The sequence below is a fragment of the Rhizobium sp. 1399 genome (assembly GCF_031455475.1).
Classification (GTDB): Bacteria; Pseudomonadota; Alphaproteobacteria; order Rhizobiales; family Rhizobiaceae; genus Rhizobium.
In genome coordinates this window covers 21550-40461 of the sequence record NZ_JAVDSU010000010.1, presented here as the reverse complement: position 1 = coordinate 40461, position 18912 = coordinate 21550, and the positions used below count along the sequence as shown (strand labels likewise).

General features: G+C 60.0%; 20 protein-coding genes. 7 read left to right on the top strand and 13 right to left on the bottom strand.

Annotated elements, in window-relative coordinates; genetic code table 11:
- Positions 1 to 88 precede the first annotated feature (88 nt).
- Positions 89 to 985: a LysR substrate-binding domain-containing protein gene (locus tag J2X71_RS26470; RefSeq protein WP_113323239.1), complete on the top strand. Its 897-nt coding sequence runs from the start codon at positions 89 to 91 to the stop codon at positions 983 to 985.
- A gap of 36 nt (positions 986 to 1021) precedes the next feature.
- Here the strand turns inward: J2X71_RS26470 and J2X71_RS26465 are convergent, their stop codons facing one another.
- Positions 1022 to 1354 (bottom strand): hypothetical protein, encoded by a 333-nt coding sequence (locus J2X71_RS26465; RefSeq protein ID WP_192729645.1) that lies wholly within the window; start codon positions 1352 to 1354, stop codon positions 1022 to 1024.
- 251 nt (positions 1355 to 1605) lie between these two features.
- On the opposite strand from J2X71_RS26465, the gene J2X71_RS26460 reads away from it, so the two are divergent.
- Together J2X71_RS26460 and J2X71_RS26455 are read left to right on the top strand one after the other, a co-directional pair.
- Entirely contained in the window at positions 1606 to 3135 is a 1530-nt protein-coding gene (locus J2X71_RS26460) for a winged helix-turn-helix domain-containing protein (protein WP_310386774.1), read from the top strand.
- A 112-nt stretch (positions 3136 to 3247) separates the two neighbouring features.
- A complete protein-coding gene (locus J2X71_RS26455; protein ID WP_310386772.1) occupies positions 3248 to 3502 on the top strand; it encodes a hypothetical protein in 255 nt (84 codons plus the stop codon).
- Between the two features lies 1 nt (position 3503).
- Here the strand turns inward: J2X71_RS26455 and J2X71_RS26450 are convergent, their stop codons facing one another.
- A complete protein-coding gene (locus J2X71_RS26450) occupies positions 3504 to 3698 on the bottom strand; it encodes a hypothetical protein (protein ID WP_310386770.1) in 195 nt (64 codons plus the stop codon).
- A gap of 168 nt (positions 3699 to 3866) precedes the next feature.
- Here J2X71_RS26450 and J2X71_RS26445 point away from each other — a divergent pair, with 168 nt between their 5' ends.
- The 3 genes from J2X71_RS26445 (at position 3867) to J2X71_RS26435 (ending at position 7650) form a co-directional block, all read left to right on the top strand.
- Positions 3867 to 5105 carry a urate hydroxylase PuuD gene (locus tag J2X71_RS26445; protein ID WP_310386768.1) on the top strand — a complete coding sequence of 413 codons (1239 nt, stop codon included), beginning with the start codon at positions 3867 to 3869 and terminating at the stop codon, positions 5103 to 5105.
- A complete protein-coding gene (gene guaD, locus J2X71_RS26440; protein WP_310386766.1) occupies positions 5102 to 6409 on the top strand; it encodes a guanine deaminase in 1308 nt (435 codons plus the stop codon). Before J2X71_RS26445 ends, guaD begins: the two co-directional genes overlap by 4 nt.
- A 98-nt stretch (positions 6410 to 6507) precedes the next feature.
- Entirely contained in the window at positions 6508 to 7650 is a 1143-nt protein-coding gene (locus J2X71_RS26435; protein WP_310386764.1) for an alpha-hydroxy acid oxidase, read from the top strand.
- A 2-nt stretch (positions 7651 to 7652) separates the two neighbouring features.
- Here J2X71_RS26435 and J2X71_RS26430 read toward each other — a convergent pair whose 3' ends face one another.
- From J2X71_RS26430 to J2X71_RS26385, 10 genes are all read right to left on the bottom strand, one after another.
- On the bottom strand, positions 7653 to 8393 hold the full coding sequence (locus J2X71_RS26430) for a metallophosphoesterase family protein (protein WP_310386763.1): 741 nt from the start codon (positions 8391 to 8393) through the stop codon (positions 7653 to 7655).
- Position 8394: 1 nt separating this feature from the next.
- Complete coding sequence (uraH, locus tag J2X71_RS26425; protein ID WP_113323246.1) at positions 8395 to 8751, bottom strand: hydroxyisourate hydrolase; 357 nt, start codon at positions 8749 to 8751, stop codon at positions 8395 to 8397.
- A complete protein-coding gene (locus tag J2X71_RS26420; protein ID WP_310386760.1) occupies positions 8748 to 9248 on the bottom strand; it encodes an ureidoglycolate lyase in 501 nt (166 codons plus the stop codon). The genes uraH and J2X71_RS26420 overlap by 4 nt, the downstream gene beginning before the upstream one ends.
- Positions 9249 to 9253: 5 nt before the next feature.
- A complete protein-coding gene (locus J2X71_RS26415) occupies positions 9254 to 9580 on the bottom strand; it encodes a HepT-like ribonuclease domain-containing protein (protein ID WP_310386758.1) in 327 nt (108 codons plus the stop codon).
- A gap of 32 nt (positions 9581 to 9612) precedes the next feature.
- Positions 9613 to 9900, bottom strand: coding sequence for a nucleotidyltransferase family protein (locus J2X71_RS26410; RefSeq protein WP_310386756.1), 288 nt, complete (start codon positions 9898 to 9900; stop codon positions 9613 to 9615).
- 57 nt (positions 9901 to 9957) lie between these two features.
- Entirely contained in the window at positions 9958 to 10980 is a 1023-nt protein-coding gene (gene alc, locus J2X71_RS26405; RefSeq protein ID WP_310386754.1) for an allantoicase, read from the bottom strand.
- Complete coding sequence (gene uraD / locus J2X71_RS26400; protein ID WP_310386753.1) at positions 10981 to 11478, bottom strand: 2-oxo-4-hydroxy-4-carboxy-5-ureidoimidazoline decarboxylase; 498 nt, start codon at positions 11476 to 11478, stop codon at positions 10981 to 10983.
- Complete coding sequence (gene puuE / locus J2X71_RS26395) at positions 11478 to 12401, bottom strand: allantoinase PuuE (protein ID WP_310386751.1); 924 nt, start codon at positions 12399 to 12401, stop codon at positions 11478 to 11480. Before puuE ends, uraD begins: the two co-directional genes overlap by 1 nt.
- A 99-nt stretch (positions 12402 to 12500) precedes the next feature.
- Complete coding sequence (locus J2X71_RS26390) at positions 12501 to 13208, bottom strand: DUF1045 domain-containing protein (RefSeq protein ID WP_310386749.1); 708 nt, start codon at positions 13206 to 13208, stop codon at positions 12501 to 12503.
- A gap of 116 nt (positions 13209 to 13324) precedes the next feature.
- The gene (locus J2X71_RS26385; RefSeq protein WP_310386747.1) at positions 13325 to 14503 is read right to left on the bottom strand and encodes an FAD-binding oxidoreductase; all 1179 of its coding nucleotides are present in this window, start codon (positions 14501 to 14503) and stop codon (positions 13325 to 13327) included.
- On the opposite strand from J2X71_RS26385, the gene mnmD reads away from it, so the two are divergent.
- Positions 14502 to 15224, top strand: a complete 723-nt coding sequence (mnmD, locus tag J2X71_RS26380) for a tRNA (5-methylaminomethyl-2-thiouridine)(34)-methyltransferase MnmD (protein ID WP_310386745.1) — start codon at positions 14502 to 14504, stop codon at positions 15222 to 15224. The genes J2X71_RS26385 and mnmD overlap by 2 nt on opposite strands.
- On the opposite strand, the gene J2X71_RS26375 is transcribed toward mnmD, so the two are convergent.
- Positions 15218 to 18628, bottom strand: a complete 3411-nt coding sequence (locus J2X71_RS26375) for a response regulator (protein WP_310386743.1) — start codon at positions 18626 to 18628, stop codon at positions 15218 to 15220. The genes mnmD and J2X71_RS26375 overlap by 7 nt on opposite strands.
- Positions 18629 to 18912 lie beyond the last annotated feature (284 nt).

The window sequence follows — 18912 nt, the reverse complement described above, 5'->3', positions numbered from 1 at the left end:
ATGGTTTGATGAGATGATTGCAGTTTGCCGGGAAAAATGCTGCAATTCCAATCGAACAACCGTCTGCATCCATAAAGAGAACTTATCCATGAAACTGTCGAAGCAGTTCCCGCTGAATGCGCTGCGCGTCTTCGAAGCCGTGGCCCGGCTCGGCAGTTTCACCCGGGCCGGCGATGAGCTCGGCATGACGCAGACGGCCGTCAGCTACCAGATCAAGCTTCTGGAGGAGAATATCGGCGAGCCGCTCTTCCTGCGCTTGCCCCGCCAGATCGAGCTGACAGAAGCAGGTAAACATCTGGCCCCCAGGGTCTCCGAAGCATTCAACATTCTGATCGAAGCCATGGCCTCGATGCGCAAGACGACCGGGGAAACGCTGACGATCCATTCGACGGCGACCTTCGCCCAGCAATGGCTCTCGCGTTACATCGGCGCTTTCCAACTGCAGTTTCCGGACATTGCCGTCAGGCTCGTCACCTCAGGCACGATCGTCGACTTCCAGAAAGAGGCTGCCGACGTGGCGATCCGTTGGGGACGCGGCGATTGGCCCGGCCTGATCAGTCATCGGCTGATGAAACTTGACTACTCCCCCATGCTGAGCCCCAAGCTCGCGGCCGAAATCGGCGGCATCCACGAGCCCGCCGATCTTCTGAAACTGTTCCTGATCAGCGCCGGCGATTCCTGGTGGGCAGAATGGTTCGCCGCGGCCGGCGTCAAGGATGCCGATCTTTCCCGCTATCCGAAAAGCGAATTCGGCACCCAGATCCTCGATGCCAGCATCGCGATTGCCGGCGGCGGTGTCGCCATGCTCAATCCCGGCCATTTCCAGGACGATGTCGCCGCCGGCAGGCTTTACCAACCCTTCGAACTGACCGGCAATGACGGACGCGACTATTGGCTCGCCTATCCGGAAAACAGGCGGAACGTGCCGAAAATCAGGAATTTCCGGAAATGGCTGCTGCAGAAATTCGATGTGGAGCAGGACTGAACATGTCACGCAAAGACGACAGGGCTTAAAATCCTCTCAGTAGCCCATTTCGGGCGCATAGAAACATCGCGGCGTGTCCTCGTTCGGGAATAGGCAGATATGGTAATCGCTATCGCCTGAATGCATCGCCCTGGTCATCGGCAGCAGGAAGACATGGCTCCGCGTCACCAGCCGGTGATCGCCGGGCCTCAGCGTCACGCGATAGCCATCCGGCGTGATGGCCACAGTCTTGGACGGGATCATTTGGCAATCGCCGTTTTCGGCATTTCCATTGCAACAATAGGGGTCGTAACTCCACCCCGTACCGGCGTCGTGGGCTGTCGCGAACGACGCATAGGCAATCATCACACATGTCAGAATGCTGCGCATGGGCATCTTCTCCGTCGATGAATGCGCCGCCGGTCTTTAGCGGTTTCCACCCTTTCCCGGCGGCCTGTGTTTCAAAACTGTAACCCGATCTTCACATTTCAAGGAATCGGCTGCTCCACATCGGAACACCCGCGGTGGATAAAATGTCGCAGAAATCTGATGTTTTTTAAGGCATGCGAATGCCACATCCGCCCGACAGCACAGCAATCAACCAGATTGCCACCTCAAATTGCGCGGATATAAGTATTGTGATGGAAGAGCAGCGCTATGCTTTCGGCCGTTTCATGCTTGACCCCGGCAGCGGCGTGCTGCGGCGGGATGGCCAGCCAGTCCCGCTCGGCCAGCGCGCGATTTCATTGCTCAAGGCGCTGCTCGACGCCGACGGACGCCCGGTCGGAAAAGACGCTTTGATCGAAGCGGGCTGGCCGGGACTGATGGTCGAGGAAGGCAATCTTTCCGTCCAGATCGCCCATCTGCGCAAGGCGCTCGGGCCGCGGCCGGACGGGCAGGAATGGATCGTGACACTGCCGCGCCTCGGCTATCGCCTTTTCAGGAACCAGGCTCCGCTCGCGAACATCGGGGAACAGGTCGTCCCATCGCTCGCGGTGCTGCCATTCGAAAACCTGAGCGGAGATCCCGAGCAGCAATATTTTGCCGATGGCGTCGTCGATGACATCATTACGGCGCTCAGCCGCTTCAAATCCTTTGCCGTCATCGCCCGCAATACCAGCTTCGTTTATCGGGACGTGGGCGATATCAGAAAAATCGCAATCGAACTCGGCGTCAAATATGTGCTGGAAGGCAGCCTGCGCAAATCCGGCAACAGACTGCGCATCTATGCCCGGCTGGTGGATGCCTCGGCCAATGTTCAGCTCTGGGCGCAAAGCTTTGACGGCAATCTCGAAGACGTCTTCGAATTTCAGGACCGCATTACCGAATCTGTCGCCATAGGGATCGAGCCCCATCTCCAGCGAGCCGAGCTGGAACGCGCACGTCGGGAACGGCCGGGCAGCATTTCCGTCTATGACATCTGTCTGCAGACCCTGCCGAAGATTCTTGCAGAAACCTCCACTCAGAATGCCGAGGCCCACGAGCTATTGACTGCAGCGCTCGAGCGCGAGCCGGACAATGCGCGTATCCTGGCGCTCGCGTCCTATACGCTCGAACATCGCAGAACGATGGGCTGGCCGCCTTTTGGGCGGGATGATGCAGAAAAATGCGTCGCGCTCGCGCGCCGTGGCATCGAACTGGCGAGAGGCGACGCTACGATCATGGCCACCTGCGGCATGTCGCTCATTCAGGTCGGACGCGAATATGATTGGGGTCTGGCGATCATGCAGGCCGCTGTCGATCTCAATCCCAATAGCCTTAGCGTTGTCGTAAGAGCCGGAATTGCCCACGTTCATTGCGGCAATCTCGATCAGGGGCAGCAATATCTCATGCGTGCCCACCGCCTGAGCCCGCTTGATCCCTACGCCCATATCACCTTTTGCGGTCTCGCCGACATCGAGATGATCCGCGGCAACTACGAGCAATCGCTTCTCTGGGCGTCGCGCTCACTGGCGCTAAACCCGAATTTCGATCCAACAGTCTGGATTCTGATCACCGACAACATGTTTCTCGGGCGGCAGGAAGAAGCAAAACGCTTCCTGCAGCATCTGTTGCGCATCGCGCCCGGTAGCACGCTGGCAAGCATCGCGGCCGGGCAGGTAACCAAAGTCCCGGAGCGCCTGGCCCTTGTCCTGACCGGCCTTCGCAAGGCAGGCCTGCCGGAAGCTTAGGAATCTTTCGTCATTCTTTGGATCTTTTAGGCTGTCGCTAAAGGACCCGACGCATACAGGCGGAGCAATCTCCTCTCATTGCGCAAACAGCGCAGCACTCTGGGAGGTCCCGATGTTATCGCCCTTGATGATCCTGTCGCTCGACCAGGGCAAACTCGCTCCTGCCCCACGGTCTGTCGGTCCATTCGATGCCCGCCTGCTGGAAGACGTCGCCGATTGTATCGCTGAGCCCAAAGTCCCAGCCGCAGCCGATTCGCAGACCGCCGGACTAATGGCCTTCATCCGCAAGAGACTGATGTTCTGGCCGGCACGCTCTGTGAACTGGCCCGTGCCGCGGCCGGCACAGCTGCACCGGCCTAAACCGTAAACTAGTGCTTCTTCTGCTGCTGTTCGGCAGCCGTGACGCGGTTCAGCATCGCGACCATTTTCGTCTTGATCGATCCGTAGGTGCCAAGTTCGAAATTGCAGCTGAAACAGGTGATGATGTCGCTGTCGATCGGCTGCGGGCGCGGAAACTTCATGCGCGTGTTGCGGCACTTCGGGCAAGGGACTTCGATCTGCATGTTTCAGCGGCTCCTTATTAGCGTCGTCGCCGATGCCTTAGCACAAATGCCGCACCCGGCAAGCTCTTCCTGCAATCTCCACTGCGGCAAGAAACCCCACGTGCCCCCTTTCCTCGCGCCGGAATTTCTCGCAATCTCACGAGTCGGGAAGAAGAACAGGGGAACTGAATGTATGAATATGCAATAGCCTGGGAGTGGCTGGCCTTTGCGGCGCGCTGGTTCCATGTCGTCACCGCGATCGCCTGGATCGGGTCGTCCTTCTATTTCATCGCGCTCGACCTCGGCCTGGTGAAACGTCCGCATCTACCCGCCGGTGTTCACGGCGAGGAATGGCAGGTGCATGGCGGCGGTTTCTACCATATCCAGAAATATCTGGTGGCGCCGGCTGAAATGCCGGAACACCTGACCTGGTTCAAATATGAGAGCTATTTCACCTGGCTCTCCGGCTTCCTGATGCTCTGCATCGTCTATTATGGCGGCGCCGACCTGTTCCTCATCGATCGCCACGTGCTCGATATCTCGAAGCCGGTGGCGATCCTGATCTCGCTCGCGTCTCTCGCCGGCGGCTGGATCATCTACGATCTGCTCTGCAAGTCGCCGCTCGGCAAGAACACCTGGGGCCTGATGGCGGTCCTCTACGTCGTGCTGGTCTTCATGGCCTGGGGCTATACGCAGGTCTTCACCGGCCGAGCCGCCTTCCTGCATCTCGGCGCCTTCACCGCCACGATCATGTCGGCCAACGTCTTCATGATCATCATCCCCAACCAGAAGATCGTCGTTGCCGACCTGATCGCCGGTCGCACGCCGGATGCCAAATATGGCTACATGGCCAAGCAGCGCTCGCTCCACAACAACTACCTGACGCTGCCCGTCATCTTCTTCATGCTGTCGAACCACTATCCGCTGGCTTTCGGCACTGCCTTCAACTGGGTGATCGCCGCACTCGTCTTCCTGATGGGCGTGACGATCCGCCACTGGTTCAACACCACCCATGCTCGCAAGGGCCGACCGACCTGGACCTGGATCGTCACGGTCGTGCTCTTCATCCTCATCATGTGGCTGTCGACCGTGCCCAAATTGCTGACTGGCGAGGATCAGAATGCCTCCGTCGCTCCCGCCTTCCAGCAATTTGCCGGCGATCCGCATTTTCCCGCCGTGAAGCAGCTGATCGGCACGCGCTGTTCCATGTGCCATGCGGCAGAACCGGTCTATGAGGGCATCGCCCGGCCACCAAACGGCGTGATTCTGGAAAATGACGCGGAAATTGCCGCACATGCGCGCGAAATCTATATACAGGCCGGTCGAAGCCATGCCATGCCGCCGGGCAACGTGACCGACATTACGCCCGATGAGCGCAAGCTGCTCGTCGCCTGGTTCGAAAGCGCAGTCGAAGGCAAACAAGAATGACCACGATACTCCTGCGCGGGCGCCTGCTCTCCTTTCGCCGTGCCCCGCTCAGCCTTGCCGATAGCGAGAGCTATCTCTACGAGACAGACGGCGGTCTGTTGATTGAGGATGGCATCATCGCCGCTGTCGGCACCTATGCTGACGTCAGGGCCAAGGCACCTGCCGAGGTCGCCGAAATCGATCACCATCCGCATCTGATCATGCCTGGCCTCATCGACATGCACCTTCACTTTCCCCAGATGCAGGTCATTGCCTCCTATGCCGCAAACCTTCTGGAATGGCTGAATACCTACACATTCCCGGAGGAATGCCGCTTCGTCGAAAGCGCCCATGCGCAGAGGATCGCGACGCATTTCTACGACGAGCTGATCCGCCACGGCACGACGACGGCCGTTGCCTATTGCTCTGTTCATAAGACCTCGGCCGATGCCTATTTCGCGGAGGCCATGCGCCGCAACATGCGCATGGTCGGCGGTAAGGTGATGATGGACCGCAATGCTCCGCAAGGCCTGCTCGATACGCCGGAGATGGGTTATGACGAGACCCGGCAGGTGATTGCCGACTGGCACGGCAAGGGCCGCAACCACGTCGCCATCACACCGCGCTTCGCGATCACCTCGACGCCCGCCCAGATGGAGGCGACGGCAGCACTCGCCCGCGAATTCCCCGATCTGCACATCCAGACGCATCTGTCGGAAAACCACGACGAGATCAAATTCAGCTGCGAGCTCTATCCGGAAGCGATCGACTACACCGACATCTACGCCCGCTATGGCCTGCTCGGACCAAAAAGTCTCTTCGGCCATGCCATCCATCTTTCGGAGCGTGAGGCGGATGCCATGAGCGAGACCGGCGCGGTCGCCGTCCATTGCCCGACCTCCAACCTCTTCCTCGGCTCCGGCCTCTTCCCGCTGAAGGCATTCGCCCGCCGCGAGAAGCCCGTTCGCATCGGCGTTGCCACGGATATTGGCGGCGGCTCCAGCTATTCTATGCTGCGGACCATGGATGAGGCCTACAAGATCCAGCAATTGCTGGGCGAACGACTGAACCCGCTGGACAGCTATTACTACATGACGCTCGGCAATGCCGAGGCGCTGTCGCTGGCTGACAAAATCGGCTCACTGGAGCCCGGCACGGACGCCGACCTCGTCGTTCTCAACGCCGCAGCGACACCTGCTATGGCTTTGAAGATGGAAGTGGTGAAGACGCTTCCGGAGGAACTGTTCCTGCTGCAAACCATGGGCGACGACCGCGCTGTGGCGGAGACTTATGTGGCGGGCGTCGCAATGAAAAGCGGGCTTTAGCAAGGCGATGGCCTGATGGTAAAACTCCTCTGAAATCAAATACCAAAGACTGAGAAAGCGTGGTATTCGACCACATCATCAGATGTGAAAGTTCGCTCATGGCCAAGCCGCTGACCATCGCCGATCTCAAGAAAATGGCTCAGCGCCGCGTCCCGAAGATGTTCTTTGACTACGCGGATTCCGGCGCCTGGACGGAATCGACCTATGCCGCCAACGAAGCCGATTTTCGGGACATCAAGCTGCGCCAGCGGGTGTTGGTCGACATGACCAACCGCACGCTTGAGACGACGATGATCGGCCAGAAGGTGTCGATGCCGGTGGCGCTTGCGCCCACCGGCATGACCGGCATGCAGCATGCCGACGGTGAAATGCTGGCGGCGCGTGCGGCGGAAGAATTCGGCGTGCCCTTCACGCTCTCGACGATGAGCATCTGCTCGATCGAGGATGTCGCTTCGGTTACGACCAAACCCTTCTGGTTCCAGCTCTATGTCATGCGCGACAGGGGCTTCGTGATCGATCTCATCAATCGCGCCAAGGCCGCCAAATGCTCCGCCCTGGTGCTGACCGCCGACCTGCAGATCCTCGGTCAGCGCCACAAGGACCTGCGCAACGGCCTCTCAGCGCCGCCGAAATTCACGCCGAAACATATCTGGCAGATGGCGACGCGCCCCTTCTGGTGCATGGACATGATGAAGACGAAGCGACGCAGCTTCGGCAATATTCTCGGCCACGCCAAGGGTGTCACCGACCTCTCATCGATCTCGACTTTCACGCATGAACAGTTCGATCCACAGCTGTCATGGAAGGATGTCGCCTGGATCAAGGAACAGTGGGGCGGCCCGTTGATCATCAAGGGCATCCTCGATGTCGAGGATGCAAAACAGGCCGTAGATACTGGGGCCGACGCCATTATCGTGTCCAACCACGGTGGCCGCCAGCTCGATGGCGCCCCCTCCTCGATCAGCATGTTGCCGAGGATCGTCGATGCTGTCGCCGACCGCATCGAGGTGCATTTGGATGGCGGCATACGCTCCGGTCAGGATGTGTTGAAAGCCGTGGCGCTCGGTGCGCGCGGCACCTATATCGGCCGGCCTTTCCTCTATGGCCTCGGCGCCATGGGCAAAGAGGGCGTGACACTGGCGCTAGACATCATTCGCAAGGAGATGGACATGACCATGGCGCTGTGCGGCAAGCGCGACATCAAGGACGTCGATTCCTCCATCATCGCCGGACGACAGTAAGGTTACGGCATTCGGCCTGTCGCGAGCGCAGATGCCCATTCCGGGCGTCCATTGGCTTCTGCCAGCACCGACATCGCCATGTTGTCGTATCGGACATTGCGGAATTGTGCCGTCCATCCACTGGCCGATTTTTCCAGCACCGCATAACTCGCCATCGCGTGGCCGGTTTCGACCTTGTGCGGATAGGGCTTGTCATCGTCATAGGCCGGGCCGCCGACGCTGCCGGGATTGACTATAAGACGGCCGCCTGAAAGTGCTGCCATGCGCGGAATATGCGTGTGACCACACAGGATCAATGGCCTTTCGATACCTTCCGCCAGCGCTTCGATCTCTGCCTGCGGCCGCAGCACCACGCTGCCGTCGGCAACGGCCATGTCCAACCAATAGAGGTTGTCATCCTCGGGCGTGGCGTGGCAGAGATAGACCTCATCCCTGTAGATCAGGTCGACCGGCAGCGACCGTAGCCAATCGAAATGAGCTGCATCTAGCTGCGCATAGGCTGCAGCATCCGAGATATGCATCTCCTCCGGCGGTCCTTCGATCAGATAGCGGTCGTGATTGCCGCGCACGGTCGGAATGGAGAGCGATAGCAGCCGGTCGGCCACCCTGCCCGCCTCCAGTGGGCCACTGAAACAATCGCCGAGATTGACGATATCTGTAATCCCTTGAGCAGCGATGTCAGCCAGCACAGCGTCCAGTGCGGGGTAGTTTCCATGGATATCGGCGATAGCGGCAAAGCGCATGTCAGCTCCCGCGATAGGTGGAATAGCCATAGGGCGAGATCAGCAGCGGCACATGATAATGCGCCGCGATATCGGCAATGCCAAAGCGGATCGGCACGAGATCGAGGAAGGCAGGATGCGGCAGAGGCGTCCCGTTTGCCCTCAGATAATCTCCGGCGTGAAAAAGCAGTTCATAGGTACCGGCGCGAAAGCTCTCGCCGGTGAGGATCGGCCCGCCATCGACGCGGCCATCGGCATTGGTCTCGACCGTCTTGATAAGGTGGCGAAGCTCACCCTCGATGTGAAAGAGATCGATCCTCAACCCCTGTGCCGGCTTGCCGAGTGCTGTATCGAGAACATGAGTGGTCAGTCCGGTCATAGGCCTGGCTCTTTGATGATGAAGGGTTCGTCGAAAAAGAATTCTTCCAGATTGTTGCCCGGCCCGTCACGATCGACAACGAGAAAATCGCTCGGCTCGCCGAGCGCCATCAGCGGATGGTGCCAGACATTGCGCCTGTAATTGACGCCCTGATCGCCGCGCGCGAGAAAGGCCTGCGGACGACCGGGACGACCGCCCTCATCTTCCGAAACGACGACGAGGAAGGGACGGCCTGATATCGGCGAGAAGCTCTGGCTTCCGAACGGGTGCCGTTCCATCATGCCGAGCTCGTAGGGAAAACCGCGCGGCTGGCCACGGAAGAGATTGATGATGATACGAGCGCCCTCGCCTGCAGCTTCAGGCGTGGCAAGCGCATGGAAACGCTCGGTGTTGCCGCCATTGATCAGCCGCATGCTTGTGGGATCGGCTTCGATCACCTCACCGAACGGGGCGAAGGCAGATTTGGTAAGGCGAGAGACGTCAATAAAGCGGGACATTGGGACTACTCGCCTTGCGCACGCCAGTGGCGGACAAGATCAAGCCTGTCGAGCAGATCAGGCACGTCGTCTTTGGCTGTCGCCCAGACCTTCTCCAGATCAATGTCGAAATAGCCATCGGCAATGCGGTTACGCATGCCGCGCATCGCACCCCAGGGAAACTCGGGGTGCTCGACAGCGAATTCAGGATGGATCCTCATCAATTGAGCAGCCGTCTCCGATGCCATTAGGAGGCTCATCCCGACGGCACGCTGCAAAATGATATCCTCAAGAAACCGCTGCTTGCTGACATCTGCGATCATTGCTTGAGCATCGGCCGCCGCCGAGCGCATCCGCTCCAGAAGATACGGGATACGGCTCTCGTTCATATGGGCTTGGCCTCGGAAAGAACCCGGGTCCGGATCGATTCAGGAAAATCGCCGGGGGTCAGCAAGTGGATCGACGTGCCAATCATCATCTGCTCCAAAGCATCCTGCAAACCACCAAGCGTCAGCAATGTGCTGCCTGGCAGCGCATCCACCAGAATATCCAGATCCGGCCGATCCTCGCCGCGGGCAACGGAGCCGAAGACACGCGGGTTCGCCGCGTTGAAGCGTTTGGTCGCTTCGCGGATCGCCTGCCTGTTCTTTTCCAGCACTTCCGACGGTCTCATCGCGGCGTCAACCCTGATGCCGCGAATATAAGGGACGTGGCTGAAAGAGGAAAGAACTCAAGCCTTCACCCCATAGAGCCTGAGGCGCATCGTGCCGCCATCCGGATGCATGGCGTAGCGCACATGCGTGATGGGGCCGATATCGGCGATCGTATCGCTGCCATATTCATGGATGTGATCCATCTGCAGCTTGCTGCGCGGAAGGATCGGCTTCCAGTTTTCCGAAGCGGCAATATCGGCCTCCGAGAGCGTATCGCCGAGATCAGGCAGATAGGCGCCGAACAGTTCGCAAGTGTCGGGGAAATTGCCCTTGTAGAAGGCGGTGTCGACGATCACGCGCTTGATCGTGCCGGCATGACCGAGGCGGATGATCGCCCAGTCGTGACCCGGGCCGCGACGACGCTTGGTTTCCCAGCCGTCGCCCATGTTGAGGCCGCGGCCGGGGCCGAGCAGCTTGTCGGGATGGCCGTAATGCGCATCCGACCAGGCAAGCGACTTCGCGCCATTGAAGATATAGGCAAGGTCGATCTCCTCGCCCGCGCCGACCTTAGACCAATCGAAATAGGCCGAGCCATAGACGCGCAGACGCGCCACGCCACCGTCCGGGTAAATATGCAGGCGAAGATGCGTCCAGATCTTCTCCTTGTCGGCATTCTCGAAGAAGTGGTGGGCGCTGGAGCCGAGCGGCGATTTGGGCAGGATTTCCGTCCATGCGGTCGCGTCAGTCGGATCGCCGCTCTCGACGAAGGCCGCCTCGATCGAGCAATGCGGCGGATAGTTGCCGGTGAAATAGCTGGTATCGACATCGAAGCCGAAGATGCGGCCCGGCATGGCGAGCTTCACGATCGCCCAGTCATGGCCCGGCACGCGCTTGCGGCGGCTTTCCCAGCCGTCCATGTACTTGCCGTTATCGTCATAGAGATCCGGATCGAAGCTTGCCGGCACATCCTGCAGCATGCGCTCCAGCGGCGCGAAGAATTCGTCCGTGGCGTAGAGACCTTTGGCGCCGAGACGGGCCGAGGCAAGATTGATGGCGCCCGTGGCGAAAGCTGGCAGGCTGGTATCGGTCGTAGCGGTCATTCAGGTCTCCGGAAGCATGGATGTCAGGCGCAGCAACGCGATCTTTTCGACCTCAGCTGCCGCAGTCACGAATTCTTCGTCGCTGGTATTGTCGATCCGCTTTTCGAAAGCGGCAAGGATATCGTCCTTGTTCAGCCCCTTCACCGCGATGATGAAGGGAAAGCCGAATTTCTGCGTATAGGCGGAATTGAGCTCGGTGAAACGCGCATGCTCGGCAGGGCTCAAGCGGTCGAGACCGGCACCGGCCTGTTCCTTTTTGCTGTCTTCAGTCAGTTCGCCCGATATCGCCAGCCGCCCGGCAAGATCGGGATGAGCACGCAAGACACCGAGGCGCTCCTCCCTGCTCGCGGCGCGGAAAATGGCGACGAGCTCCGTGTGCACACGATCCACCGTCAGCTTGTCGCCGACGAAACCATCGTCATAGGCCCGTTCTGCGATGAAGGGTGAATGCTCGAACACCCCACCGAAGCGGGACACAAATTCGTTGCGCGAAATCATCAGACTGTTTCCGGCTTGTGGTTCGCATGCCAGTGCCGCGCGATCTCGATACGGCGAGGGATCCAGACCTTGTCGTGCTTCAGCACATATTCCATGAAGCGCCTCAGCGACGCCACGCGTCCCGGCCGGCCGACGAGACGGCAGTGCAGACCGACCGACATCATCTTCGGACTGCCTTCCTTGCCTTCCTCGTAGAGCGTATCGAAGGCGTCCTTGAGGTAGGTGAAGAACTGGTCACCGGAATTGAAGCCCTGCGGCGTGGCAAAGCGCATGTCGTTGGTTTCGAGCGTATAGGGAATGATGAGGAAGGGATTTTCGTCGATGCCCTTCACCCAATAGGGCAGATCGTCTGCATAAGAGTCCGACGAATAAAGGAACCCGCCCTCCTCCTGCACCAGCTTCAGCGTATTGTCGGAGGGCTTGCCCTGATACATGCCATAGGGCCGCTCACCGGTCAGCTCGGTATGCAGGCGCACGGCTTCGAGAATATGCTTGCGCTCCAGATCCTCGGGGAAATCCTTGTATTCCAGCCAGCGGTAGCCGTGGCTGGCAATCTCCCAGCCCGCTTCCTTCATGGCGGCCACCGCTTCCGGATTGCGGGCCATGGCAAGCGTCACGCCATAGACGGTCGCCTGCACCTTGAGATCGGTGAAAAGACGCCAGAGCCGCCAGAAGCCGGCGCGGGAGCCGTATTCGTAGATCGACTCCATGTTGAGATTGCGCTGGTTCGGCCAGGGTTGCGCGCCGACGATTTCAGACAGCAGGTTTTCCGAAGCCGGATCGCCGTCGAGGATGGAGCTCTCGCCGCCCTCCTCGTAATTGATGACGAACTGCACTGCGACGCGTGCCTCGCCGGGCCACTTCGGATCGGGCGTATTGCGCCCGTAGCCGATGAGATTGCGCGGATAGGTCTCGGATACCATCAAATCACCTTTTGAAAAGACAGGTGAAACGGTAGCATCCGTGAGCGGAATGTCGAGCCGTAAAAGTGCGTAACTGGCCTTCGGCCCGAGGCGCCCGCCTCAGGCGATTTTGCGCGCGCTGACCTTGCCCATCGGATGCAGCGAGTGCACACGGAACGGGCCGCCGGTGCCCTCCTCGATCATCAGCGCGACATTCGAGACCGTCACCGGTTCGGCAAGCACCGGATCGAACAGTGACCGCAGTGCCTGCTCGATACGCGGCATGTCGACCGCGTTGACCGGACCTGTGACCGGCATATGAAAGCGGAACTCGTCCATCACGTAGGGATTACCCCAGCGATGCAGGTTCGTGAATTGCGCGGCCGACAGTCCATCCGGATCGCTGCGCTCGATATCCGCCTCGGAGAGCGGCGCACGAAACCGGTCGAACTCCTGGACGATAGCAGATGCGAGGTAGTGAACCTGATCGCAAGGACGGATCGGTGACAGGCTGTAGAAAGTGCCGAGGCGCGCAACTTCCAGACGCGGAATCTGGAAGGGCGAAAGCGTCCCGCAAAAGCGCATCAGATCGCGCAGCAGTTGCGATTCGGAAACCTCGGGCGAGAGGTGGAAAGGGGCCTTCAGCACGCCGTGAAACCCATAGCGACGCGGCACTGCCGTATGAAAGGCGATCTCATGGATCCCGAGGCCGCGGATTGCCGGGGGCTCGACCATATCGCCTGAAAATACGTTGCGGCCAAGCCAATTGGCCGCCACATGCGAGAGCGGATCGCTCGCGGGGGGCGTGAAGCAAATGGCATAGCGCATGCGATTTCCTCCATCGGATGAAATGAGCGCGGGATCCCGTCCCGCGCCGTCGATGCGCAAGCAGATAGGTGATTTGCATGACAGAATAACGAAGCGGAGCGGCTTCTAATTCACGTTTAACGTGAAGAGATTGTGATGTGGTTTGAAATTGCAAAGCTTTCCGGCAACAAAAATTCTGCATTTGCATCGCTTGCAATGCATATCGCCGCTTCCGCCAGCCGATGCGCGAGCCCGAAACTGACCTTGAAACCACCCGTCAGGGCGATGAGATTGTGATTCTCCGGATGCGCGCCGACCATCGGATCGCGGTCGATCGCCTTGGGACGCAATCCGGCCCAGCGCTCGATGACAGGCGCATCGCGCAGCACTGGCGCCATATCACGGGCGGCGTCGATCAGCGCGTCGAGTTGCTCATCGGTGGAAAGCGGATCGGCAAAGCTGTTCTCGCTGGTGCTACCAACAGCCACGTGCCCTCCCTCATGCGCGACCACATAAAGCCCATCGCGGAAGATTGTCGGCAAGGCGGGATCGATATCGGCGGCAAGCAGGGCCGCCTGGCCTTTCACGGCTTGCCCGAGAGGTTTCCGCAACCCGGGCGTCAGTTTTTCCAGAAAGGGAAACGAGCGATATCCCGCTGCGAGGATGCAGCGGCCGAAGGCGATCGTCCCGCCGTCGATAGAGGCCGTTCCCTGCGCTGCATCGATCTCTGCTATTTCCGTATTCTCCAGCACCCGCACATGCCGTGCGCGACGCAGAAAGGCTTCGAGCGCGGCGACCAGCGAACGCGGCGCAACGCGGGCGGCAAGCGTGTCATGCACGAAACCGCTTTCGCCAGCGGCCGGATCGATCCAGCCTTCACCGGGTGGTCTATCCAGCACATGCCAATGGAAACGCCGCTCTCCCGCTCTCCAGTGAGCCTCCGCATCCTTGGAATGGCCAAGGGCGATCTCGCGCAGATGCGGCTTCGGCAGCGGGATGAGCCGGCCGGAGCGCCGATAGCCGGCCGAGAGCCCGGTTTCCGCCTCAATGGTCGCAATCTCGGCCTCCAGCGAAACCAGCGCATCGAACTGAAACTGCTTCTTTTCCGACCAGCGATCCGGCATATGCGGCATCAGCGCACCGAGCAGTCCGCCGCTTGCGCCACCGCCGAGCCGACCTGCATCGACAAGCAGAGTGCTGATGCCACTGCGCTCCGCATGCACGGCTGCCCACAGGCCCATAATGCCGCCGCCGACAATGAGGAGATCGATCGATGATTGACCCGAGGCCGGGGCGGGATTATCGGCTTTTTCCATGACAGACATCAATCCCGATCAGATCGGCGCGGGCAAGCCGCAGCCCCTCGAATGGCGCGACGGCGATATGCCCTATTCGACCGCCTTTGGCGACCATTTTTATTGCCAGACCGATGGAAGGCTGGAATGCGGCCACGTCTTCCTCTCGGGAAACGGCCTGCCTGATCGATGGAGCGGCCACCCAACGTTTCTCATTGGCGAACTCGGCTTCGGCACCGGGCTGAATTTTTCCGAGACCTGGCGGCAATGGAAACTCTACCGCCAGCCCGGACAGCATCTGCATTTTATGTCCTTCGAGCTCTATCCGATGCGCCGCGCGGAAATCGACCGCGCGCTTGCACATTGGCCGGAAATCGATGCCGAGCGGCAGGCGCTCGCCGCCATCTGGCCGGATATTCCCAAAGGCATCGTCTCGCTCGATCTGGATGAGCAGACGAGGCTCAGCGTCGTCTGCGGCCGTGCAATCGATGGGGTTTCTGAAGCCGCTCCCGGATTCGACGCCTGGTATCTCGACGGCTTCGCCCCATCGCGCAACAGCGATATGTGGTCGGAAGAACTGATGCGTCTCGTCTGCGAAAAGACTGCTGCTGGCGGAAGCTTTGCGACCTATGCGGCCGCGGGTTTCGTGCGCCGCAATCTCACGGCCGCCGGCTTCGACGTGGAGCGTCGCAAGGGGTTTGCCGGCAAGCGGGAAATGCTCTGCGGGGTAAAGCCTCAGTAGCCGGAGCGACCCGGCTGCAATTCGCCGCCACCAAGCCACTGGCGGATCTTGTCTTCCAGAAGTTCCGGGCTGATCGGCTTGGACATATAATCGTCCATGCCGGCATCGAGGCAAAGCTCGCGGTCGCTTTCCAGCGCATGTGCGGTGACCCCGATGACAGGCACGCGATGCCCCTGCCCCTGTTCCTTCTCGCGGATCAGCCTGGTCGCCTGATGGCCGTTCATGACAGGCATCGAGACATCCATCATGATCAGCCGCGGAGTATGACGCTCCCAAGCCTCCACAGCCTCCTCGCCATTGTTGACGACGAGGAAGGAAAGCCCGGTTCCCTGCAGGATCTGCGTGAAGACGATCTGGTTGACCTCATTGTCCTCGGCGACGAGCACATCGACGAAATCGGCCGCTCGTCTTTGCGGAGCAGGTGCGGGTGCCGGCGGCGGCACCTCGATCTCTTTCTGCAGCCGCGCAATCTCGGCCTCGGAGGCCTGTTTGACGCGGCTTGCCCGCACCACCTCGACGACCGTATTGCGCAACAAGTTGGCGCGCGCCGGTTTCATCAGATGCGCATGGCCGTTCAGCGCCGCAAACTCCTTCTCCGTCCCGGAAATATCCATCGAGGTCAGGAAGATGATCGGCAGCTCCACGAAACGGCTGTCAGCGCGAAGGCGGCGGGCGACTTCGGCGCCGTTCATGTCGGGCATATGATAATCGAGCACGACGGCATCGACCTTGATGCCGAGATCAGCGGCAGCCTCCAGAATGGCAAAGCCTGTGGCGCCGCCCTCTGCGGCAACGCCGTCAAAGCCCCAGAGGCCGAGCTGTTCGGTGAGGATCCGGCGATTGACCTCATTGTCGTCGACGACGAGGACGCGCGCACCCTGCACGTTGATCGGCAAAGGCTTCGGCTCGATGCGGGCGGCGGCGATGGCGAAGGGCAGCTTGACGGTAAAGACCGAACCCTTGCCCCATTCGCTTTCAACATCGATGTAACCGCCGAAGAGATCGACGAGACCGGCGGTGATTGCCAAGCCTAGGCCCGTGCCTTCATGCCGCCGGGTCGATGAGGCATCGACCTGCGAGAATTTGTCGAAGACCGTTTCCACCTTCTCGGGCGGAATGCCGATGCCGGTATCCTCGATGCGGATGCTGATCATGATCTCGCCGCCGGCGGATTGCTCCGAGCCGATATCGACGAAGACATGGCCGCGCTCCGTAAATTTCACCGCATTACCAACGAGGTTCGTAACGATCTGGCGGAAACGCCCGGCATCGCCGATGACGGCCGCAGGCAGATCGGGTGCCGCGCGCACCAGAAGCTCGATATCCTTCTCGGCAGCGGGCGAGGAAAGCAGCGTCGCCACATCCTCGACAGCCTCGATCAGATCGAAGGCCGCCTTGCGCAGCTTCATCTGCCCGGCATCGATCTTCGAGAAATCAAGGATGTCGTTGATGATCGTGAGCAGCGCATTGCCCGACTTGACGATGATGTCGACGAAGGTCTTCTGGCGGGTATCGAGATTGGTCTTGGCAAGCAGTTCCGCCATGCCGAGCACGCCGTTCATCGGCGTGCGGATCTCATGGCTCATATTGGCAAGGAATTCCGACTTGGCGCGGTCTGCGGCCTCGGCGCGCGACAGAAGCTGCGTCAGTTCCTCCTCGCGCCGCTTGAGCTCGGTAACGTCAGTAAACAGCGCCACCCAGTGCTGCCGTTCGCTGATGGTGGCTTCCATGTTCACCCAGCGCTCGCCGCCGACGTGGAAGACAGTGGAGATCGGCTGACGCGCGGCGATATTGGCACGCCACCCCTCCAGCGTTTCGACCGCCTGGTCGTGGAAATCGCCGCGATTGGCGCAGAAGTGGAAGAGATCGATCCATTCCCGGCCAACTTCCGTCAGTTCGGCCGGAATGCGCAGCACCTCGGCTAGCCCGTCATTGGAAAGCTTGATCAGGCCGTCCTGGACGATCGCAAGCCCCTGCGGCATGGCATGCGTCGCATCGCGCATCATCTCGCCGAGGTTTTCCAGCGCCGCACGCGCCTCGTGGATTTCCCTCTCGCGCTCACGCACCGAGGAAATATCGGAATAGGTCAGCAGGATACGGTTGCTGGAAATGCGCCGGCTGTCGAAAATGACCGATTTGCCCGCGGCCCAGTCAAGCTCGATCGGCTCCGGATTATCAGCCTCGAAAAGCCCCTTGCGAAATCCGTAGATCTCTTCCGGTGTCTGCGTCTCACCATAGCGGCCGAGTTCGTAATTGCGCTTGATGACATCGATGAACGGCCGCCCATCGAAACGGTCGTCGAGCGGCAGCTCCCAGATGCTGTAGAACTCGTCATTGACGTAGAGAATGGTGTGGTCGTTGTCGAGGATGAGCACGCCGACCGGAAGCGAGCGCAGGATGCTCTCGATTTCCTGATGCAGCACTTCCTCATGCTTGCGCGCCTCGATCAGTTCCTTCTCGCGCGCCTTCAGCGGCGTGATGTCGGAGAAGGAGCCGACGACATAGTGCTTGCCATCAGGTGTTACGACCCGATTGACACGGGAGATGACCTGGAAGATTTCGCCGTCTGTATTCGGCAGGTAGCTCTCGACCTCGGTCAGCGCGCCGTTTTTCAGCGCCCGCAGGTTTTCCCGGTAGATCGCCTCACCCGCCTCCTGCCCGAACATGTCATGCTCGGTCAGGCCGAGTACCTTGGAGCGGGCATGGCCGGTGAAGGTCTCGTAATATTGGTTCGCATAGACCAGCCGGTGGTCCTCGTCTCGCACGAAGGCGGCGACCGGAAGATCCTCCATGATGGTGCGCAGCAGATCGCGCTCCCGCACACTTTCATGCCAGGCAGTCTCACCCACAGGCGCAGGCTTGCTGCCACCAGGCGCATACCTGCTGCCATCAGGCGCATACCTGCTGCCACTCCGATAGGCGGCATTAACGATCAGCGGCCGGCCGTCATCGGCAAAGATGCCGATCGGATGATCGAGATTTTCGAGCGCCTCGCGGATGCGGCCGAGATCGGTCGCCATCGTATCCGCCACCTCTGGAATGGCGCGGCGCGGTTCGCGTGCATCGAAAATGCCGAGCACATAGGCCCGGTCCTGGGAAGGCGAAAAGCTCTCGATCAGCACGCGCTCATGGCTGAGGCCTGCGGCATCGAATGAAATGGCGCTCTCTTCCGTACCGAACACCAGCGCACGGCGTTCGCGATCCTCGCGCTCCTCTTCTTCCGGCCGGTCGAAGAGTTCGCGGCTGCGCCGCCCGATGAAATCGGAAATCTCGCGGCCGAAGAAGCGGGCATAGGCCTCGTTGACGGCGACATAGCGGAGTTCGCTGTTTTTGACATAGGCCGGGGTATCCAGATCAGCGATCCGGCGGCAGGCCAGCTCCAAGAGTTCCCCGGTAAAATTCAAAAAATCTTCACTCCCGCAATGAACGAAATATCTCCTAGAACAACTATAACGCCAAGGCTTTTAACAAGCTGTTAACCATAAAATTCCACTGGCAAAAATTCCAAGCCGGCTCATGAAGTTGATGAATCAGAGTGGCAGGCAAGGCTTGCACGAAACTGAAATTATTCGAAGATTTATGGGGATAACCCCACCGGGCCACGGGGAAGATCCCGGCCCGGCAATGGTCAAGCATGGAGAAAATTTAATCCCGACGCGGCTTGCGCGACCATCAGCGCGCCGCGATC

What these genes read in the sequence shown, in the direction of transcription:
- J2X71_RS26415 (WP_310386758.1), bottom strand. Translation starts at nt 9,580, where the DNA reads ATGCGCTCGGCGGCGGCCGATGCTCAAGCAATGATCGCAGATGTCAGC.
- J2X71_RS26435 (WP_310386764.1), top strand. Translation starts at nt 6,508, where the DNA reads ATGGCCAAGCCGCTGACCATCGCCGATCTCAAGAAAATGGCTCAGCGC.
- mnmD (WP_310386745.1), top strand. Translation starts at nt 14,502, where the DNA reads ATGACAGACATCAATCCCGATCAGATCGGCGCGGGCAAGCCGCAGCCC.
- puuE (WP_310386751.1), bottom strand. Translation starts at nt 12,401, where the DNA reads ATGGTATCCGAGACCTATCCGCGCAATCTCATCGGCTACGGGCGCAAT.
- J2X71_RS26460 (WP_310386774.1), top strand. Translation starts at nt 1,606, where the DNA reads ATGGAAGAGCAGCGCTATGCTTTCGGCCGTTTCATGCTTGACCCCGGC.
- guaD (WP_310386766.1), top strand. Translation starts at nt 5,102, where the DNA reads ATGACCACGATACTCCTGCGCGGGCGCCTGCTCTCCTTTCGCCGTGCC.
- J2X71_RS26455 (WP_310386772.1), top strand. Translation starts at nt 3,248, where the DNA reads ATGTTATCGCCCTTGATGATCCTGTCGCTCGACCAGGGCAAACTCGCT.
- J2X71_RS26390 (WP_310386749.1), bottom strand. Translation starts at nt 13,208, where the DNA reads ATGCGCTATGCCATTTGCTTCACGCCCCCCGCGAGCGATCCGCTCTCG.
- J2X71_RS26430 (WP_310386763.1), bottom strand. Translation starts at nt 8,393, where the DNA reads ATGCGCTTTGCCGCTATCGCCGATATCCATGGAAACTACCCCGCACTG.
- J2X71_RS26410 (WP_310386756.1), bottom strand. Translation starts at nt 9,900, where the DNA reads ATGAGACCGTCGGAAGTGCTGGAAAAGAACAGGCAGGCGATCCGCGAA.
- J2X71_RS26445 (WP_310386768.1), top strand. Translation starts at nt 3,867, where the DNA reads ATGTATGAATATGCAATAGCCTGGGAGTGGCTGGCCTTTGCGGCGCGC.
- alc (WP_310386754.1), bottom strand. Translation starts at nt 10,980, where the DNA reads ATGACCGCTACGACCGATACCAGCCTGCCAGCTTTCGCCACGGGCGCC.
- J2X71_RS26465 (WP_192729645.1), bottom strand. Translation starts at nt 1,354, where the DNA reads ATGCGCAGCATTCTGACATGTGTGATGATTGCCTATGCGTCGTTCGCG.
- J2X71_RS26470 (WP_113323239.1), top strand. Translation starts at nt 89, where the DNA reads ATGAAACTGTCGAAGCAGTTCCCGCTGAATGCGCTGCGCGTCTTCGAA.
- uraD (WP_310386753.1), bottom strand. Translation starts at nt 11,478, where the DNA reads ATGATTTCGCGCAACGAATTTGTGTCCCGCTTCGGTGGGGTGTTCGAG.
- J2X71_RS26385 (WP_310386747.1), bottom strand. Translation starts at nt 14,503, where the DNA reads ATGGAAAAAGCCGATAATCCCGCCCCGGCCTCGGGTCAATCATCGATC.
- uraH (WP_113323246.1), bottom strand. Translation starts at nt 8,751, where the DNA reads ATGACCGGACTGACCACTCATGTTCTCGATACAGCACTCGGCAAGCCG.
- J2X71_RS26450 (WP_310386770.1), bottom strand. Translation starts at nt 3,698, where the DNA reads ATGCAGATCGAAGTCCCTTGCCCGAAGTGCCGCAACACGCGCATGAAG.
- J2X71_RS26420 (WP_310386760.1), bottom strand. Translation starts at nt 9,248, where the DNA reads ATGTCCCGCTTTATTGACGTCTCTCGCCTTACCAAATCTGCCTTCGCC.